The organism is Burkholderia arboris (assembly GCF_902499125.1).
GTDB lineage: Bacteria > Pseudomonadota > Gammaproteobacteria > Burkholderiales > Burkholderiaceae > Burkholderia > Burkholderia arboris.
Genome location: NZ_CABVPX010000003.1, coordinates 133,545 through 150,292, shown reverse-complemented (window position 1 = coordinate 150,292; position 16,748 = coordinate 133,545). Strand labels below are relative to the sequence as shown.

Here is a 16,748-nt window from a genome sequence, read left to right as displayed (position 1 = left end):
TCGGCAAAGCGAGGACAGTCGGCCGAATGGCCGACGCGACCCGCATCGTGCGACGGCGGGTTTAGACGTTTACCTTCAAACAATGGAAAACGCCCTTCGATTGCGTTCTCGTTGTGCTTCAATTAATCCGGTTTGTACTCCTACTAAAATTACAGATTCAGAACAAGCCGGATTATTCAATCACAGGAGACAGTCGATGGCTCGGAAACGGCTTTGAAGCGGCACACGATGGTCTGCAACACCGCGAACTTCCTTCGATGAAAGCAGGTTATCCCAGGGGCCCCCACCCATGTCCTCCAGACGATTCATGACCGTCGCGGCCGCCGTGTGCGCTGCGCTGGCCATTGCCGCACCGCCGGTCAACGCCGCCGCGCCGACCGTGCCCGATCCGTTCTACACGTACACCGGCACCACGCCGCTGGCATCGGTTCCACCGGGCACGGTGCTGAAGACGCGCAACGTCACCTATCACGTGGCCGGCATTCCGACCGCCGTGACCGCGCAGCAGCTGCTGTACCGCACCAACAACGCGCAGAACCAGCCGGTCGTCAACGTGACGTCGGTGATCCGCAGCCAGGTCAGCAACGGCCAGGCCATCTCGTACCAGTCGGCCTACGATTCGCTGAACCCGTACGACGAGCCGTCGCAGGTGATCGCCGGCGACCGCGACGTGACCAAGATCATCAACATCGGCACGCTGCTCTACAGCGCGGAATCGATTCCGCTGTCGACGCTGCTGCTGCTCGGCTACAACATCATCGTGCCCGATACGGAAGGCCAGACGGCCGACTTCGCGGCCGGCCCCGAATACGGGATGACGACGCTCGATTCGATCCGCGCGGCGCTCAATACGCCGTCGACCGGCCTGAATCCGTCGAGCAAGGTCGCGATGATCGGCTACTCCGGCGGCGCGATCGCGACGAACTGGGCCGCGCAGCTCGCGCCGAGCTATGCGCCCGAGATCAACAAGCAGCTCGTTGGCGCGGCGGAGGGCGGCGTGCTGGTCGACCCGGCGCACAACCTGCGCTATGTCGACGGCAGCATCGTGTGGGGCGGCGTGGCCGCGGCCGCGCTGGCCGGGTTGTCGCGCGGCTACAACTTCGACCTGACGCCGTATCTCAGCGATACGGGCGTCGCCGTGTTCAAGGACATCCAGAACCAGTCGCTCGCGTACATCCTGCCGAAGTACACGGGTCTGCACTGGAGCACGCTGTTCAAGCCGCAATACGCGAACGACATCAATAGCATTCCGGCGTACGTGACGTATGCGAACAAGGTGAATGCGGGGCTGGCCGCGTCGCCGACGATCCCGATGTTCATCGGCCAGGGCACCGCGGGCGCGCTGGACGGCACCTTCAGCAGCCAGGTGGGCGACGGCGTGATGCTCGCGTACGACGTGCGCGCACTCGCGCAGAAGTTTTGCGCGAGCGGCACACGGGTCACGTACAACGAGTATCCGCTGGAACATGCAGGCGCGATCGTGCCGTGGGTGGCCGGGATGCTGCCCTGGCTCTACGACCGCTTCAACGGGAAAGCCGCGCCGAGCAATTGCTGGCTGACGTCGCTGCTGCCGAGCAACTCGCTGGCGCCGGAGACGCTGCACTAGACGCGCCGCGCAACGCGGCGAATGGCCGGGCGACCCGCGACGGGTCGCCTTTTTCTTTGCGGGTCTCGTGCCGGCCGCATGACCGCCGCCGTCGCCACCCGCATGCGCGCACGGTAACCCGCTGCTGCCGCCTCCGGGTGCCATAATCGAGCCTGCCCATCATTCCAGACGTCCCCCGGAGAATCACCATGCAGAACCTCGACAATCCTTCCCATGATCGCGAGGTAGGCAGCGCCGACGCGACGCAGGACACCACGCGTATCGACGACGTCCGCATCGGCGCCGTGCGCCCGCTGATTTCGCCCGCGCTGCTGCTGGACGAGCTGCCGGTGCCGGCCGGCACGCAGACGCTCGTCGAGGACACGCGCCGCGCGATCGGCGACATCCTGCACGGCCGCGACGACCGGCTGCTGCTCGTCGTCGGCCCGTGCTCGATCCACGATCACGACCAGGCGCTCGAATACGCACGCCGCCTGAAGGTCGCGGCCGATGCGCTGAAGGACGACCTGCTGATCACGATGCGCGTCTACTTCGAGAAGCCGCGCACGACGGTCGGCTGGAAGGGCTACATCAACGATCCGCGCCTCGACGGCAGCTTCCGCATCAACGAGGGGCTGCGCGCCGCGCGGCAACTGCTGCTCGACATCAATGCGCTCGGCCTGCCGGCATCGACCGAATTCCTCGACCTGCTGAGCCCGCAGTACATCGCCGACCTGATCGCGTGGGGCGCGATCGGCGCGCGCACGACGGAGAGCCAGAGCCATCGGCAGCTCGCGTCGGGCCTGAGCTGCCCGATCGGCTTCAAGAACGGCACGGACGGCGGCGTGCAGGTCGCGTCCGACGCGATCGTCGCCGCGGCCGCGAGCCATGCGTTCATGGGGATGACGAAGATGGGGATGGCCGCGATCTTCGAGACGCGCGGCAACGACGACGCGCACGTGATCCTGCGCGGCGGCAAGAACGGCCCGAACTACGACGCCGAGCATGTCGAGGCGTGCTGCGCGGTGCTGCGCAAGGCCGGCTTGCGCGAGCAGGTGATGGTCGACTGCTCGCACGCGAACTCGAACAAGTCGCATGAGCGGCAGATCGACGTCGCGCAGGATCTCGCGCGGCAGCTCGCGCAGGGCGAGCACCGGATCGTCGGCGTGATGGTCGAGAGCCATCTCGAGGCGGGGCGGCAGGATCTGAAGCCGGGCGTGCCGTTGAAGTACGGGGTGTCGATCACCGACGCGTGTTTGAGCTGGACGCAGACGGAGCCGGTGCTGGACGTGCTGGCGGAGGCGGTGCGGCATCGGCGCGTGTATTCGCGAAACGCGTGACCGGCAGCGGCAAGGCAGACGGCCCGCCGTGATGTGCGAGCACTGGGGCACGCTCACCGACGAAATCGTGCATCAGGCGGCCGTGCCGACGTCCGGCAACACGAAGACCTGCGCGCCGGACTACCTCGCACCGGCAGTCAATCGCGCACGCTATCTGCCTGAATTCGTGCAGGTTTGCGATTTGCTGCGTTGTCCGTAATGCTGCGATCGCGCGGGCTGCGTCATCGTGTTCGATGCAGCATTGTGCGAGTGGCGCTAACATGGGCCGGTGCGATGTGTCGCGCATACGGAGGCGGAGAGGCCGTCCGCCGATACCGACAACAATTCACCGGAGTGCATAACAGCATGGCTTTCTACAAGACCCTCATCGCAGCAACCATCCTCGCCTCGAGCGTCAGCGCGCACGCGCAGATCGCCGGCGCCCAGCCGCTCAGCGTGACCGTCGAGCAATCGCAGGCGCTGCTCGAAGGCTGGAGCGTGAAGAAGAGCGTGCTCGGCAAGGCCGTCTACAACGACGAAAACAAGAAGGTCGGCACCGTGCGCGACCTGATCGTCGCGCCGGACGGCTCGGTGTCGGCGGCGATCGTGTCGGCGGGCGGGTTCCTTGGCGTGGCCGCGCACGGCGTCGCGGTGCCGATCGCGTCGCTCGACGTGCGCAACGGCAACATCTACCTGCCGGGCGCGACGAAGGACGCGCTGAAGGCGACGCCCGCGTTCCAGTACGCGAAGGTGCCGTCGCCGCCGAAGCCGAAGAAGCTCGACGACAAGCACTGAGCATCGATTCGATGTATCGCAGCCCGGCGCGCATTGCGCCCGGGCTGGCGATCGCCGGCCGTCGATCGCCATGCGGGTCGGCGCGAAACGGCGGAGGCATGGCGTCGCATCATGGCGCCGGACGAATTGTCTCGACGATCGATGGCGACGCGGTTGCGCATCGTGCGCGAATCGGCGCGGTGATCCGCAACACGCCATGAATGCCGCACACACCGGCGATCAGCTCGCCGCCGCCTCCCCGTCCACCCACACCGCGCCGAACCCGAACGCAACCGGCCCGCTCAGGAACACGCTGCCGGCGCCATCCCATTGAACGGTGACGTCGCCGCCGTCGCATGTCACCCGCACGGTATCGTCGAGCAGCCCGCGCCGGATGCCGTTGACCACCGCGCCGCACGAACACGAGCCGGAACCGAGCGGCACGCTGCCGCCGCGCTCCCAGATGCGCAGGCGAATGTGCGAACGGTCGATGACCTGCACGACATGCACGTTGGTTTTCAGCGGAAACAGCGGATGCGTTTCGATCGACGGGCCGAACGCTTCGAGGTCGAGCGCATCGACCGCGTCGACGAAGAACGTGCAGTGCGGATTGCCCATGCTGCACGCGGCCGGTGCGCCGGGCAGCGGCAGCGCGAGCGTATCGACCGCTTCGGCGACGGGCACGTCCTGCCAGCCGACACGCGGCGCGCCCATCTCGACCTTGATCAACCCGTGCGTATCGTGCGCGCACAGCAGGCGCCCGCGATTCGTGCGCAGCAAGACCGACGCCGTACCGGTTTCCCGCATCAGCTTCCACGCGACGCCGCGTGTCGCGCTGCCGCACGTATCGAGCGTCGAGCCGTCGGGATTCCAGAACGCGACGCGCGCGGCCGCGTCGTCGCAGTCCGACATCACCGCGAGCTGGTTGAAGCCGATGCCGTTATGCCGGTCGCCCATGCGTCGCACGAGGTCGCGGTCGATGCGCGGCACGTGATCCTGACCGCGCAGGTCGACGATGACGAAGTCATCGCCGTTTGCGTGCATCTTCTGAAATCCGATCGGCATGGCGGTTCCGGCATGGAGGCAGGCGAATACTGTACGTGGCTCGCCGGCCGCGATCAATCGCGCGCCGGACGATGCACACGCAACCGGTGTCTACGTAATTCTACGTAGCCCCGCATACGTAGTTATCCGCTTGTAAGCGGCCCCGGTCGCGCGGAATACTACGGCCCATCGCCCCGGTCTCAGCGAGACCGTGGCACGACGCATCGACGTCACGCGTGTGCGGCACCCTCGCCGCATGCCATCTAAAACCACATTGGAGACCAGGAGACGCCATGAATCGGGCTTCCAGTACCCTGCTCTGGATCGCGGTCGCGCTGCTCGGCGCGTTCTCGTTCGGGACGATCGCACTCGCACACGGCGAGCGCGTGAGTGCCCTCTGGATCGTGATCGCCGCAGTCTGCGTGTATCTGATCGCGTATCGCTTCTACAGCCGTTTCATCGCCAGCAAGGTCATGCAGCTCGACGGGCTGCGAATGACGCCGGCGGTGAAGTACAACGACGGCCTCGACTACGTGCCGACCAACAAGTACGTGTTGTTCGGTCATCACTTCGCCGCGATTGCCGGCGCCGGCCCGCTCGTCGGGCCCGTGCTCGCCGCGCAGATGGGCTACACGCCCGGCATGCTGTGGATCCTGGCCGGCGTCGTGTTCGCCGGCGCGGTGCAGGACTTCATCGTGCTGTTCATCTCGACGCGCCGCGACGGCCGCTCGCTCGGCGATCTCGTCAAGATGGAGCTTGGCACGGTGCCCGGCGTGATCGCGCTGTTCGGCGCGTTCCTGATCATGGTGATCATCCTCGCGGTGCTCGCGCTGATCGTCGTGAAGGCACTGACCAACTCGCCGTGGGGCACGTTCACCGTCGCCGCGACGATTCCGATCGCGCTGTTCATGGGCGTCTATACGCGCTACATCCGTCCGGGCCGCATCGGCGAAGTGTCGATCATCGGCTTCGTGCTGCTGATGGCGTCGATCGCGTTCGGCCAGCATGTGCACGATTCGCCGACGCTTGCCGCGTGGTTCACGTTCACCGGCACGCAGCTCACGTGGATCCTGATCGGCTACGGCTTCGTCGCGTCGGTGCTGCCGGTGTGGCTGCTGCTCGCGCCGCGCGACTACCTGTCGACGTTCCTGAAGATCGGCACGATCCTCGGCCTCGCGATCGGCATCCTGGTCGTCGCACCGGAACTGAAGATGCCCGCGCTGACGAAGTTCGTCGACGGCACGGGCCCGGTGTGGTCGGGCAACCTGTTCCCGTTCCTGTTCATCACGATCGCATGCGGCGCGGTGTCGGGCTTCCACGCACTGATCTCGTCGGGCACGACGCCGAAGCTGATCGACAACGAAACCAACGCGCGCTTCATCGGTTACGGCGCGATGCTGATGGAATCGTTCGTCGCGATCATGGCGTTGGTCGCCGCCTGCGTGATCGAGCCGGGCATCTACTTCGCGATGAACGCGCCGGCCGCCGTGCTCGGCTCGACGCCTGAGGCCGTCGCGAACACCGTCACGCAGTGGGGCTTCGTGCTGACGCCCGACATGCTGACGCAGACCGCGAAGGCCGTCGGCGAAACGACGATCATCGCGCGCGCGGGCGGCGCGCCGACGCTGGCCGTCGGCATGGCGCACATCCTGCACCAGGTGATCGGCGGCGAAGCGATGATGGCGTTCTGGTATCACTTCGCGATCCTGTTCGAAGCGCTGTTCATCCTGACGGCCGTCGACGCCGGTACGCGTGCGGGCCGCTTCATGCTGCAGGACCTGCTCGGCACGTTCCATCCGGCGCTCAAGCGTACGGAGTCGCTGCCCGCGAACCTCGTCGCCACCGCGCTGTGCGTGGCCGCGTGGGGCTACTTCCTGTACCAGGGCGTGGTCGATCCGCTCGGCGGCATCAACACGCTGTGGCCGCTGTTCGGCATCTCGAACCAGATGCTCGCCGCGATCGCGCTGGTGCTCGGTACCGTCGTGCTGTTCAAGATGAAGCGCGAGCGCTATGCGTGGGTGACGATCGTGCCGACGGCGTGGCTGCTGATCTGCACGCTGACGGCCGGCTGGCAGAAGATTTTCGACTCGAACCCGAAGGTCAGCTTCCTCGCGCACGCCGCGAAGCTGCAGGCCGCGGTGGACGAAGGCAAGGTGCTCGCCCCGGCGAAGTCGATCGCGCAGATGCAGCGGATCATCTTCAACGACTACATCGATGCGGCGCTGGCCGGGTTGTTCATCTTCGTCGTCGTGGCGATCGCGGTGTACGGCGTCATCGCCGTGCTGCGCGCGCGCCGCGAGTCGAAGCCGACCGTGCGCGAGACGCCGTACGAAGCGATGCCGGCCGCGCAGGCGCTCGGCAGCGGACGCTAAGGGGAGGCCGCGATGTTCAGCGATCTTGGCAGCGACCTGCGCAGCGCGGGGCGTTACCTCGGGCAGGCGTTGCGGCTGATGGTCGGCCTGCCCGACTACGACACCTACGTCGCGCACATGCGCGAAACCCATCCGGACCGCGAGCCGATGACGTACGAGGAATTTTTCCGCGAACGCCAGAATGCGCGGTACGGGTCGGGGGCGGGGAAGTGCTGTTGAACCGGGCTGTTCAAGCCGTTCGGTAATCGAAAGGGAAGCGCCGCGATGGAGATCGCGGCGCTTTTTTCTTTGGAGCGGCGGCGCAGCGGCCGCGTCGCCGTTTGCCCGAGCGCAGCACGGCGAAATCCGGCCGCCGGTATCATAGGGTTATCTCTTTTCCCGATGGACCCGCAGGAGAACACGTCGTGCATGTCGGTGAGCGTTTCAACAGTATTTCCCATCTCATCGGCGCGGTGCTGTCGGTGGCAGGCCTCGTGGCGCTCGTGACGATGGGCGCGCTCGAAGGCGATCCGTACAAGGTGGTGAGCTTCAGCGTGTACGGCGCGATGCTGTTCCTGCTTTACGCGATCTCGACGCTGTATCACAGCGTGCGCAACCCGCGCCTGAAGGCGATCCTGCAGAAATGCGACCACTCGGCAATCTACCTGCTGATCGCCGGCAGCTATACGCCGTTCACACTCGTCACGCTGCGCGGCCCGTGGGGCTGGTCGCTGTTCGGCGTGAGCTGGGGGCTCGCCGTGTTCGGCATCGTGCAGGAGTTGACGCTCGGGCGGCGTACGCGCTTGCTGTCGATGATCCTGTACGTGGCCATGGGCTGGCTCGCGCTCGTCGCGGTGCGGCCGCTGATCCACGCGCTGCCGCCGGTCGGTACCGCGTGGCTCTTGGCCGGCGGCCTGATCTACAGCGCGGGGATCTACTTCTTCATCAACGACGAACGCATCCGCCACGGGCATGGCATCTGGCACCTTTTCGTACTGGCCGGCAGCCTGTGCCAGTTCGTCAGTGTCGCGATGTATGTCGCGTGACCGGAACGCGGCGGTGAGCCGATGACCACGCTCGGGCGGCGCATCGGCTGGCGCATTCGCTAACGGCGCGTGGCGGCTTGCAGGTGCGCGGCCGTTGCGCCGGTTGCCGGTGCCCGCCCGGCCGTGATCCACCACGTTGCCGCGGCGAGCGCCGACAACGCGATCGCCATGACCAGCGCTACCCGCATCGCAGCCGGAAACGGCTGCAGCGTCGCGATGCACGCGCCGAAGTCCGCCACGCCGAGCGCCGATCCGCTCTGCCGCGCCGCGTTCAGCGCGGCTGCCGCCACGCCGGCGCGGCGCCGGTCGACCGTCCCGAGCGCCGGCGATGTCGCGGCCGGCGAGATGAATCCCGACGCGAAGCCGATCGCGAGCATCGGCGCGACGGCGAGCCACGCGGGCGTCGTTGCACCGATGCCCGTCATCCCGAGCGCGCCGGCCGCATAGAGCCCGAACGCCGCGCACATCGTGCCGCGTGCGCCGAAGCGTGCCACGATCCGCCCCGAACACAGCCCGCCGAGCGCGACCATCGCAGTCATCGGCAGGAACGCGAGCCCCGTGTCGAGCGGGCTCGCGCCGCGAACCTGCCGATAGAACAGGCTGAGCACGAACAGCAGGCCGTAGAACACGAACGCCGACACCATCGACACGAATGTCGACCCCGCGAACAACCGGTTGCGGAAGAACGCGAGCGGCAGCATCGGTTCGCGGCGTCGCGCTTCGATCGCGACGAACGCGATCCATGCGGCGACGCTCGTCACGGCCCCGCCGACGATCGGCGCCGAGCGCCAGCCGAGCGACGGGCCTTCGATCAGCGTACCGATCAGCGCCGCGATCGCGACGATGGCCGCGGCCTGGCCGCCCCAGTCGAAATGCCGCGACCGGTCGACGGCGGCGCGCGCGACCGTGCGGCCGAGCCAGATGCCGGCGAGCCCGAGCGGCAGGTTCACGAAGAAGAGGCTGCGCCATCCGGACAGGTGGATCAGCAGCCCGCCGATCAGCGGGCCGGACGCCATGGCGATGCCGCCGCACCCCATCCACAGGCTGATCGCCGACGCGCGCGCGGCCGGCTCGGGGAAGGCGCGGTTGATCAGCGCGAGCGAGCAGGGCACCAGCATCGCGCTGCCGACGCCTTGCAACGCGCGGGCGGCGGCAAGTGCCGGGAGGGTCGGCGCGATGCCGCACAGCGCCGACGCGACGACGAATACCGCGAGCCCGGCGACATAGACCGTGCGGTCGCCGAACCGGTCGCCGAGCGTGCCGCCCGTCAGCAGCAGGCTTGCGAACGCGAGCGTGTAAGCGTTCACTATCCACTGCAGGCCGGCCACATGGCTGCCGAACGTGTGTGCGATGTCGGTGAGCGCGACGTTGACGATGGACGCGTCGAGCAGCACGAGCGTGTAGCTCACGCAGGTCGCGGCGAGCACGCGACGGGCGGCGGCCCGGTCCGGCGCGGCGGCCGTCATGCGCGGCCGGGCGACGGCGTGGCGGCCCGCAGCGCGAGAAAGCCGACCCATCCCCAATACACGCGATGATGCGCGATCAGCCCGTCGCGCAGATCCATCACTTCGACGAGATCGACCTGATCGCCGTCCGGTGTGGCGCGCGGATATTCCCATGTCAGCTGGCGGCCGTTCGAGAAGAACAGTCCGGTCCGGTACCAGCGTCCAAGCCGGCTGCCCGGATTGCGCAGGCCGGCCGCGAAGAATTCGCCGATCGCGGCTTTGCCGTGCAGCACGCCGGAGCCGTGCGCGGGCAGCGTGACGACGACGAGCGGCGTTTCGAGCACCGCGTCGTCGGCATACAGCGCCATCAGCGCGTCGAGGTCGCGGGCGACGACGGCCGCGTGCCAGTTTTCATGGATGCGCCGGGCGTCGGCGTCGGTGTCTGCGGGTGTCATGGCGGGTTTCCGGAAGCGTCGATAACGGAAACCCACTGTATGGGCGCGCCACCGCGAGACGTTTCACGCCAACCCGAAACGTGGATGCCGGCGCGCGATGTGCGCGCCGCTCAAGCCGCGTGCAGGGCGCGATACCGCGCGAGGGTCAGGGCTTCGGCGTCGTGCGAAAGCTGGGTGGCGGCGGCGTCGGCCGCTCCCCGTGCCGATTCGGTCACGCGCACGAACATCTGCTGCTCGAATGCCGCGACGGCCGCGTCGCGATCGGCGTGGGCGATGAGGCCGGCCGCGAGTTCGGCTGCGTCCCGCATCGCGTTGTTTACGCCTTCGCCGCCGAACGGCGACATCACATGCGCGGCGTCGCCGATCAGCGTGACACCGCGACGATGCGCCCAGCAATGTCCGACCGGCAGCGCGACGATCGGCCGGTTGGCGAAGCGGTCGCCGCTGGCGCGAAACAGGTCGTGGAAGGCGTCGGCGAAGCCGTCGAATTCGGCGATCAGCGCGGCACGCATCGCCTCGGGTGATGCGCAGTCGAAGCGCCGTGCGACCCAGTCGAGCGGCACGCGAAAGATCGCATAGCCGCGCACGTGCGCATGCCCGTTGCGTTGCGCGATGATTGCCTTGCCGTTCCCGTGCACGCCGATCTTGCCGCGGCCGACGAGCTGCGACAGCGCGGGATGCTGGCGATCGATGTCGTCGATGCCGAATTCGATGAACGTGAGGCCGCTGTACTGCGGCTGGTACGGCGACAGCAGCGGGCGAAGGCGCGACCATGCGCCGTCGGCGCCGACCACGAGGTCGAACGGTCCCTCCGTCCCGTGCTCGAACACGAGCGTCGCGCGCCCGTCGGACGCCATCCGGACCTCGCGTACCGGGCGGTCCCATTGCACGCAGCCCGGCGGCAATGCGTCGAGCAGCAGCGCGCGCAACGCGGTGCGGTCGACCTCGGGCCGGTTGCCGCCGGCGCCGTCGTCGTCGAACAGCACGCGGCCCGCGCGATCGAGCAGGCGCGAGCTCTGATCCTCGTAGCGCGCGACGGCCAGGAACGCGCCGGTGAGGCCTGCCTGCGCGAGCGCCAGCAGGCCCGACTCCTCGTGCAGGTCCAGCGTGCCGCCCTGCGGGCGTTCGAGCGGATGCGCGTCGCGTTCGTACACGACTGCGTCGATTCCGCCGAGGGTCAGCAGGCGGGCGAGCGTGAGGCCGCCCGGCCCACCCCCGACGATGGCAATGCGGAAACCCGGCTTCATGGTGCGCTCACGGTTTGATAATATAGGTGCCTATATAAAATCATAGCCACCTATGGAATGTCAATATGAGTGCTCCCGAGACGACGAAGACGAATCCGTTGCCGCTGATCGGCTTCACTTACCGGCTGTTCGCGCGCGTGGTCGATCGGCCGCTGCGTGAACTGGGTTTCGCGATGAGCCAGGTCCCGGTGCTGGTGTCGTTGAAGAAGGCGGGCGCGCTGTCGCAGACGGAGCTCGCGCGGCGTGCGCAGGTCGAGCAGCCGAGCATGGCGCAGTTGCTGAACCGGATGGAGCGCGACGGCCTCGTGCTGCGCGTGCCCGATCCGGACGACCGGCGTAGCCGCCTGATCTCGCTGACGGATTCGGCGACGAAGGGGCTTGCGAAGGGGCGGGCCGTGATGGACGGTGCGAGCGAGCAGGCGCTGGCGGGGTTGAGCGACGCGGAGCGAGAACAGCTGGCGGCGTTGCTCGGCCGCGTGAATGCGAATCTCGAACGGATGGCCGGAATCGAGCGCGCGAACGACATCGATTGATCGCGATCGCCGGCTGCGTCGCCGTCGCCGTCGCCGTCGCCGTCGCCGTCGCCGGTCGCTGGTCGCTGGTCGCCGCGGGCCCTTATCCGGCCAGCGCGTCGAGATTCAGTGCATACGACTTCCCGATCCACACCGCGCAATCGCGATGGTCGCGCAGTTCGTCGTTCGTATTCGGATGCAGGAAGATGTCGAGCGCGCCGTGGTTCAGTACGAGCCACGGCACGATGTCGTCGAATCGCGCGGCGTCGAACGCAATCTGGTACGACCAGGCCGGATGCGGGCCGACGAGGCGCTCGTGAAAGCGGCCGAGTTCGATGACCGCGCCGAACCGTTCGTCGACGACCTGGCGAAATGCCCAGGCTGCGTCGCGGCTGGCCGCATCGAAATAGACGTGTGCATGCCAGCTGGCGATGGCGGTGGTGTCGAGGGCTGCCATGGAAGGACTCGATAAAAAAGGAATGCGTGAGATGCCGTGCGAAACGGCCGATGCGTGATTATCGCGCGTCCTTGCTGCGACCGTCGTGTCGCGATCCGGCAATCCGAAGCAGATGATTTGTCCTGTATCAGAAGAACCGTTTGATCCGATGAAATCATTGTCACGCTATCCGCGTGCGCGATATCACGCCGGAAGCCCTGCCGGCACGGGTGCCGGCCGGAATCGCACCGGCAACACGTCATTTCGGAAATTGAAAAAGCGGTGGGCATGGCGCTTCTGATCGCTCGCAAAAATGCGATCAGGTCGTTGAATGGAATAAAGAAATTCCATTTCGACGGGATTCGCGAATGACACGACTCGCGCGCCCGATTCCGAAGCCGAAAATATCAATTGCGGATTCGTCTATTCAAGCGGCATGCGGCGCGGCATACGATGATTTCAACGCATCGACGATGAACGATCGATGCGGGGACAACCATCTGGAGGCCACTATGCGATCCCTCGTTCCCGTTGCTGTTCTTTCCTGCGCACTCGCTGCGCTGCCCGCCGTCGGTTTTGCGCAGTCGATGGGTACCGGCGACACCCCGAATGCCGCGCGGATGACCTGGTCGGCGGCGCGTGCCGAAACCGATGCGCAGCTGATGCAGATGACACGTGCCGGTTATCGCGCGACGTCGGTCGGCAACCAGAACTATCCGCTCGAGATGCAGCGCGCGCTCCAGCGTGTGCACGATCCGGTGCCAGACCGTTCGCGCGAAGAGAAGGCCGCGATGCAAGCGCAGGCAGCCCGCGACGCGCAGGGCGGTCATCCGGTGAAGGCGTTCTTCGTGAAAACCGCGTACTACCTGAAGGGCGAGAACACGTTCTGATGCAGGAGACGAACATGGCATGCCCCAACCGGTTGGCCGGCGCGTTGTGCGCGTCGGCGATACGCAGGCTGCCGGAAGCATGCGCGACGCGGCAGCGGGCCGATGTGCACGGCGGTCGGCGCCGCGCGAGCGGCCTTCGCGGCGCGGGCCGCGGCGCCGTCGCGTGCCGCTCCGCGTGGCCGGCATTTGCGGCGGACGACGGGGCCGCGAGCGAGGCCGAATCATGAAGGCCGCCCGGAAAGTCCGTCGCCATCCGCCATTGACCCGCGAATGGCTGCTGCCGCTGCCGCCCGCGCATGCACGCGACATCTCGCTGAAATGCCACATGGCGCTCGTCGCGCTGCGCGGCGAGCACGGCAGCGAAACGTTGCTGATGCGGCTGCGCACGAGCGTGTATCTGGTTTTTCTCGCGCTCGACGATGCGGTTTCTCCCGAAGCGAGCATCGACCTGTGCGTCGACGCGGAGCGCGCGCTCGACGCGAGCGTGGCGCGCGCCGCGCAAAGCGGCGCATGGACGCTGTACGACGACGAATGCGCGGTACTCGAACCCGTGCTCGCCGCGAACGACGCCTGCGTCGCGACGCTCACCCGGCATCGGCTCGCCGAGCTGTGGCGTCATGTCTGCACGTTCGCGTCGGCCGAACAGCCGGCACTGGTCGCGCAGGCGGCGGCGAAGATGCGCGCGCCCGCCGTTCTGCATTGAGTGACCGGCCGTGGGGCGTGTTTCATACGCGTCCCATTTCATCGTGCCGACGCTCGCCGTCTAATGTCATCACTGGAGCCCGGATGCGTTCGGTCGATGACGGTCCATCCTCGCGTTTGCGACGATCGTGCGTGTCGACGTGAACGCATTCGTTTTGGTCAGGAGGAGCGATGGCGCTATACAGGATCGGCGGCTACTTCACGTGCGGAAGCGGTCGCGCATTCAGCGAGAACCTGTCACCGGGCAGTCAGGTGACCGTTGCGGGCATTTATCGATGCACCGTATGCGGCGACGAGATCGGCATCGCGAAGTCGCAGGCATTGCCATCCGACGAAGCGCATCGCCACGATCTCGATCCGCCGTCCGACCCGGCACGCGATCCGGGCCCGACCGCGTGGCAGCTGATCGCGGCGGCGGAGTCGCGAAGCTAGGCAACCGGCGTTCGCCCCCGGCACGCTGCGCGCAAGCGCAATGCGCGACACCGCGTCCGGAAAAACAAAAGCGCCACGGAGCGAACTCCGTGGCGCTTTTTCGATACCTGCCGGCGCGGAGGCGCAAGCCTCCGCGTGGCCAACCGCGCTTAAGCCGCGGTTGCCGGCTTGGCCGGCTTCTGCAGCTTGCCCTTGCCGGCGCGCTGGATTTCCTCGAGCTTGATCTCGACGTGGCGCGAGAACACGTACTCGGCCGGACGCTGCTTCGCGATCGAGATGTCCGGCGCGAACGGGCCGTCGGTCTTGATGCCCTTGCGGCTCACGCGCAGCGCCTTCAGCGGGTTCGAGATCGTGTCCATCACGGCGGTGGCTTCGAAGCCGCAGTGGACCATGCAGTCCGCGCACTTCTCGTAGTTGCCGACGCCGTAGTTGTCCCACTCCGTCGTTTCCATCAGTTCCTTGAAGGTCTTCACGTAACCTTCGCCGACCAGGTAGCACGGCTTCTGCCAGCCGAACACCGTACGCGCCGGGTTGCCCCACGGCGTGCACTTGTACGTCTGGTTGCCGGCCAGGAAGTCGAGGAACAGCGACGACTGGCTGAACGACCAGCGCTTGCCGCCTTCGCCGCGTTTCAGGATTTCGCGGAACAGGTTCTTCGTCTTGTCGCGGTTCAGGAAGTGCTGCTGATCCGGCGCGCGTTCGTACGCGTAACCCGGCGACACCGTGATGCCGTCGACGCCGATCGGGCCCAGCGTGTCGAAGAACTTCGCGACGCGCTCCGGCACTGCATCGTTGAACAGCGTGCAGTTGATGTTCACGCGGAAGCCGCGGCGCTTCGCTTCCTTGATTGCCGCGACGGCCTTGTCGTACACGCCGTCCTGCGACACCGAGTGATCGTGCGCTTCCTTGTCACCGTCGAGGTGGACCGACCAGACGAAATACGGGCTCGGCTCGTAGTCGTCCATCTTCTTTTCCATCAGCAGCGCGTTCGTGCACAGGTACACGAACTTCTTGCGCTTCATGATGCCCTTGACGATTTCCGGCATCTCCTTGTGGAGCAGCGGTTCGCCACCGGCGATCGACACGACGGGCGCGCCGCACTCGTCGACGGCCTGCAGGCATTCCTCGACGGACAGGCGCTGGTTCAGGATCGGATCCGGATAATCGATCTTGCCGCAGCCGTTGCACGCGAGGTTGCAGCGGAACAGCGGCTCGAGCATCAGCGCGAGCGGATAGCGTTTGTTGCCGGACAGGTGCTGGCGCACGATGTAGGCGCCGACACGGACTTGCTGGAGCAGCGGAATAGACAAGGGATGTCCTCCTTAAACTTCGCGGGCGACAGCTTGCGTGAGCTTCGCCGGCAGCTTGAATTCGACTTTTTCCTCACGGCCCGCCATCGTCGCGACATCGACGGGCCCCAGCGCGCGCAGCGCGCCAATTACATCCTCGACCATCTCTTCGGGCGCCGACGCGCCGGCCGTCAGGCCGACCGTCTGCACACCCGCGAACCATTCGGCCTTGACTTCCGAGCCGTCGGCGACGAGATAGCTCGGCACACCGCTTTCGGTGCCGATCTCGCGCAGGCGGTTCGAGTTCGAGCTGTTCGTCGCACCGACGACGAGCAGCACGTCAACCTGTTCGCTCAGCTCGCGCACGGCGGCCTGGCGATTTTGCGTCGCGTAGCAGATGTCACGCGTGTCCGGGCCGACGATGTCGGTGAACCGGCGCTGCAGCGCTTCGATGATGCCGCGCGTATCGTCGACCGACAGCGTGGTCTGCGTGATGTACGCGACCGGCGTGTCGACGGGCAGCGTCAGCGTATCGACTTCGGCTTCGCTCTGCACGAGGATCACCTCGGCCGGAATCTGGCCGATCGTACCCTCGACTTCCGGGTGGCCCGCGTGGCCGATCAGGATCAGCCGGCGGCCCGCCCCGACATACTGGCGGCCCTGCACGTGCACTTTCGTGACGAGCGGGCAGGTCGCGTCGAGCACGTCGAGCCCGCGCGTTTCCGCGTCGCGCTCGACCGTTTGGGCGACACCGTGCGCGCTGAAGATCGCGACAGCGCCGTGCGGCACCTCGTCGAGTTCCTCAACGAATCGTGCCCCTTTATTACGCAGATTTTCTACGACGTGCCGGTTATGCACGATTTCATGGCGTACATAAACCGGCGCACCGTGCTGTTGCAGCGCGCGATCGACGATTTCGATCGCGCGGACAACCCCCGCACAAAAGCCGCGGGGCTGGGCAAGGATGACTCGCATAGGTGAGCGAACTCCGACGACAGACGCCGGGGTTCAAGGAGCTGGCACCTGCTCGCTCGCCCCGGCTTGATGTTATGAAGGCAGGAACGAACCGGCCGGCCAGGCCCCGGAACCCCGAATTAATCGCGCATTTTAACCCTATCGCGCCGTCCTTGCTCTGGTGCTGTGTCGGCGCTGTTGCAATTGCGGGAGAGCCGCGTCGGCGCTGGCGTGCGCGGAACCCAGTAAACTACGCGGTTTCGCGGG

18 protein-coding genes are annotated in these 16,748 nt (G+C 66.7%); 11 read left to right on the top strand and 7 right to left on the bottom strand.

All coding sequences use genetic code 11. The annotated features are described in order from the left end of the window. Positions 1-289 precede the first annotated feature (289 nt). The 4 genes from BLA15945_RS05090 (at position 290) to BLA15945_RS05075 (ending at position 3,699) form a co-directional block, all read left to right on the top strand. Positions 290-1,606 (top strand): lipase family protein, encoded by a 1,317-nt coding sequence (locus BLA15945_RS05090; RefSeq protein WP_059238466.1) that lies wholly within the window; start codon positions 290-292, stop codon positions 1,604-1,606. 188 nt (positions 1,607-1,794) lie between these two features. Next, entirely contained in the window at positions 1,795-2,925 is a 1,131-nt protein-coding gene (locus tag BLA15945_RS05085; RefSeq protein ID WP_059238468.1) for a 3-deoxy-7-phosphoheptulonate synthase, read from the top strand. 31 nt (positions 2,926-2,956) lie between these two features. After that, complete coding sequence (locus BLA15945_RS05080) at positions 2,957-3,124, top strand: hypothetical protein (protein ID WP_174991671.1); 168 nt, start codon at positions 2,957-2,959, stop codon at positions 3,122-3,124. A 146-nt stretch (positions 3,125-3,270) separates the two neighbouring features. Further along, on the top strand, positions 3,271-3,699 hold the full coding sequence (locus BLA15945_RS05075; protein ID WP_174991670.1) for a PRC-barrel domain-containing protein: 429 nt from the start codon (positions 3,271-3,273) through the stop codon (positions 3,697-3,699). Positions 3,700-3,918: 219 nt separating this feature from the next. Here the strand turns inward: BLA15945_RS05075 and dapF are convergent, their stop codons facing one another. Further along, positions 3,919-4,743 (bottom strand): diaminopimelate epimerase, encoded by an 825-nt coding sequence (gene dapF / locus BLA15945_RS05070; protein ID WP_174991669.1) that lies wholly within the window; start codon positions 4,741-4,743, stop codon positions 3,919-3,921. Positions 4,744-5,015: 272 nt separating this feature from the next. Here dapF and BLA15945_RS05065 point away from each other — a divergent pair, with 272 nt between their 5' ends. The 3 genes from BLA15945_RS05065 (at position 5,016) to trhA (ending at position 8,119) form a co-directional block, all read left to right on the top strand. Then, positions 5,016-7,094: a carbon starvation CstA family protein gene (locus tag BLA15945_RS05065; RefSeq protein WP_059238477.1), complete on the top strand. Its 2,079-nt coding sequence runs from the start codon at positions 5,016-5,018 to the stop codon at positions 7,092-7,094. Positions 7,095-7,106: 12 nt separating this feature from the next. Beyond that, a complete protein-coding gene (locus BLA15945_RS05060; protein ID WP_006480280.1) occupies positions 7,107-7,313 on the top strand; it encodes a YbdD/YjiX family protein in 207 nt (68 codons plus the stop codon). A 185-nt stretch (positions 7,314-7,498) separates the two neighbouring features. Next, on the top strand, positions 7,499-8,119 hold the full coding sequence (trhA, locus tag BLA15945_RS05055; RefSeq protein WP_174991668.1) for a PAQR family membrane homeostasis protein TrhA: 621 nt from the start codon (positions 7,499-7,501) through the stop codon (positions 8,117-8,119). A gap of 59 nt (positions 8,120-8,178) precedes the next feature. Here trhA and BLA15945_RS05050 read toward each other — a convergent pair whose 3' ends face one another. The 3 genes from BLA15945_RS05050 to BLA15945_RS05040 all read right to left on the bottom strand — a co-directional run bounded on the left by BLA15945_RS05050 (position 8,179) and on the right by BLA15945_RS05040 (position 11,266). Further along, a complete protein-coding gene (locus BLA15945_RS05050; protein WP_174991667.1) occupies positions 8,179-9,585 on the bottom strand; it encodes an MFS transporter in 1,407 nt (468 codons plus the stop codon). Next, entirely contained in the window at positions 9,582-10,019 is a 438-nt protein-coding gene (locus BLA15945_RS05045; RefSeq protein WP_059238483.1) for a nuclear transport factor 2 family protein, read from the bottom strand. The genes BLA15945_RS05050 and BLA15945_RS05045 overlap by 4 nt, the downstream gene beginning before the upstream one ends. 110 nt (positions 10,020-10,129) lie before the next feature. Next, on the bottom strand, positions 10,130-11,266 hold the full coding sequence (locus BLA15945_RS05040) for an FAD-dependent oxidoreductase (RefSeq protein ID WP_174991666.1): 1,137 nt from the start codon (positions 11,264-11,266) through the stop codon (positions 10,130-10,132). A gap of 65 nt (positions 11,267-11,331) precedes the next feature. On the opposite strand from BLA15945_RS05040, the gene BLA15945_RS05035 reads away from it, so the two are divergent. Beyond that, complete coding sequence (locus tag BLA15945_RS05035) at positions 11,332-11,799, top strand: MarR family winged helix-turn-helix transcriptional regulator (protein ID WP_059238486.1); 468 nt, start codon at positions 11,332-11,334, stop codon at positions 11,797-11,799. A gap of 82 nt (positions 11,800-11,881) precedes the next feature. Here BLA15945_RS05035 and BLA15945_RS05030 read toward each other — a convergent pair whose 3' ends face one another. After that, positions 11,882-12,235, bottom strand: coding sequence for a DOPA 4,5-dioxygenase family protein (locus tag BLA15945_RS05030; RefSeq protein WP_059238488.1), 354 nt, complete (start codon positions 12,233-12,235; stop codon positions 11,882-11,884). A 491-nt stretch (positions 12,236-12,726) separates the two neighbouring features. Here BLA15945_RS05030 and BLA15945_RS05025 point away from each other — a divergent pair, with 491 nt between their 5' ends. The 3 genes from BLA15945_RS05025 (at position 12,727) to BLA15945_RS05015 (ending at position 14,238) form a co-directional block, all read left to right on the top strand. Continuing rightward, on the top strand, positions 12,727-13,104 hold the full coding sequence (locus BLA15945_RS05025) for a hypothetical protein (RefSeq protein ID WP_174991665.1): 378 nt from the start codon (positions 12,727-12,729) through the stop codon (positions 13,102-13,104). A 223-nt stretch (positions 13,105-13,327) separates the two neighbouring features. After that, on the top strand, positions 13,328-13,807 hold the full coding sequence (locus tag BLA15945_RS05020) for a hypothetical protein (RefSeq protein ID WP_174991664.1): 480 nt from the start codon (positions 13,328-13,330) through the stop codon (positions 13,805-13,807). A 170-nt stretch (positions 13,808-13,977) separates the two neighbouring features. Next, entirely contained in the window at positions 13,978-14,238 is a 261-nt protein-coding gene (locus BLA15945_RS05015; RefSeq protein WP_174991663.1) for a hypothetical protein, read from the top strand. A gap of 149 nt (positions 14,239-14,387) precedes the next feature. Here the strand turns inward: BLA15945_RS05015 and hpnH are convergent, their stop codons facing one another. Continuing rightward, the gene (hpnH, locus tag BLA15945_RS05010; RefSeq protein WP_059238496.1) at positions 14,388-15,548 is read right to left on the bottom strand and encodes an adenosyl-hopene transferase HpnH; all 1,161 of its coding nucleotides are present in this window, start codon (positions 15,546-15,548) and stop codon (positions 14,388-14,390) included. Positions 15,549-15,560: 12 nt separating this feature from the next. Further along, positions 15,561-16,502 (bottom strand): 4-hydroxy-3-methylbut-2-enyl diphosphate reductase, encoded by a 942-nt coding sequence (gene ispH, locus BLA15945_RS05005; protein ID WP_059238498.1) that lies wholly within the window; start codon positions 16,500-16,502, stop codon positions 15,561-15,563. Between the last annotated feature and the right edge of the window lie 246 nt (positions 16,503-16,748).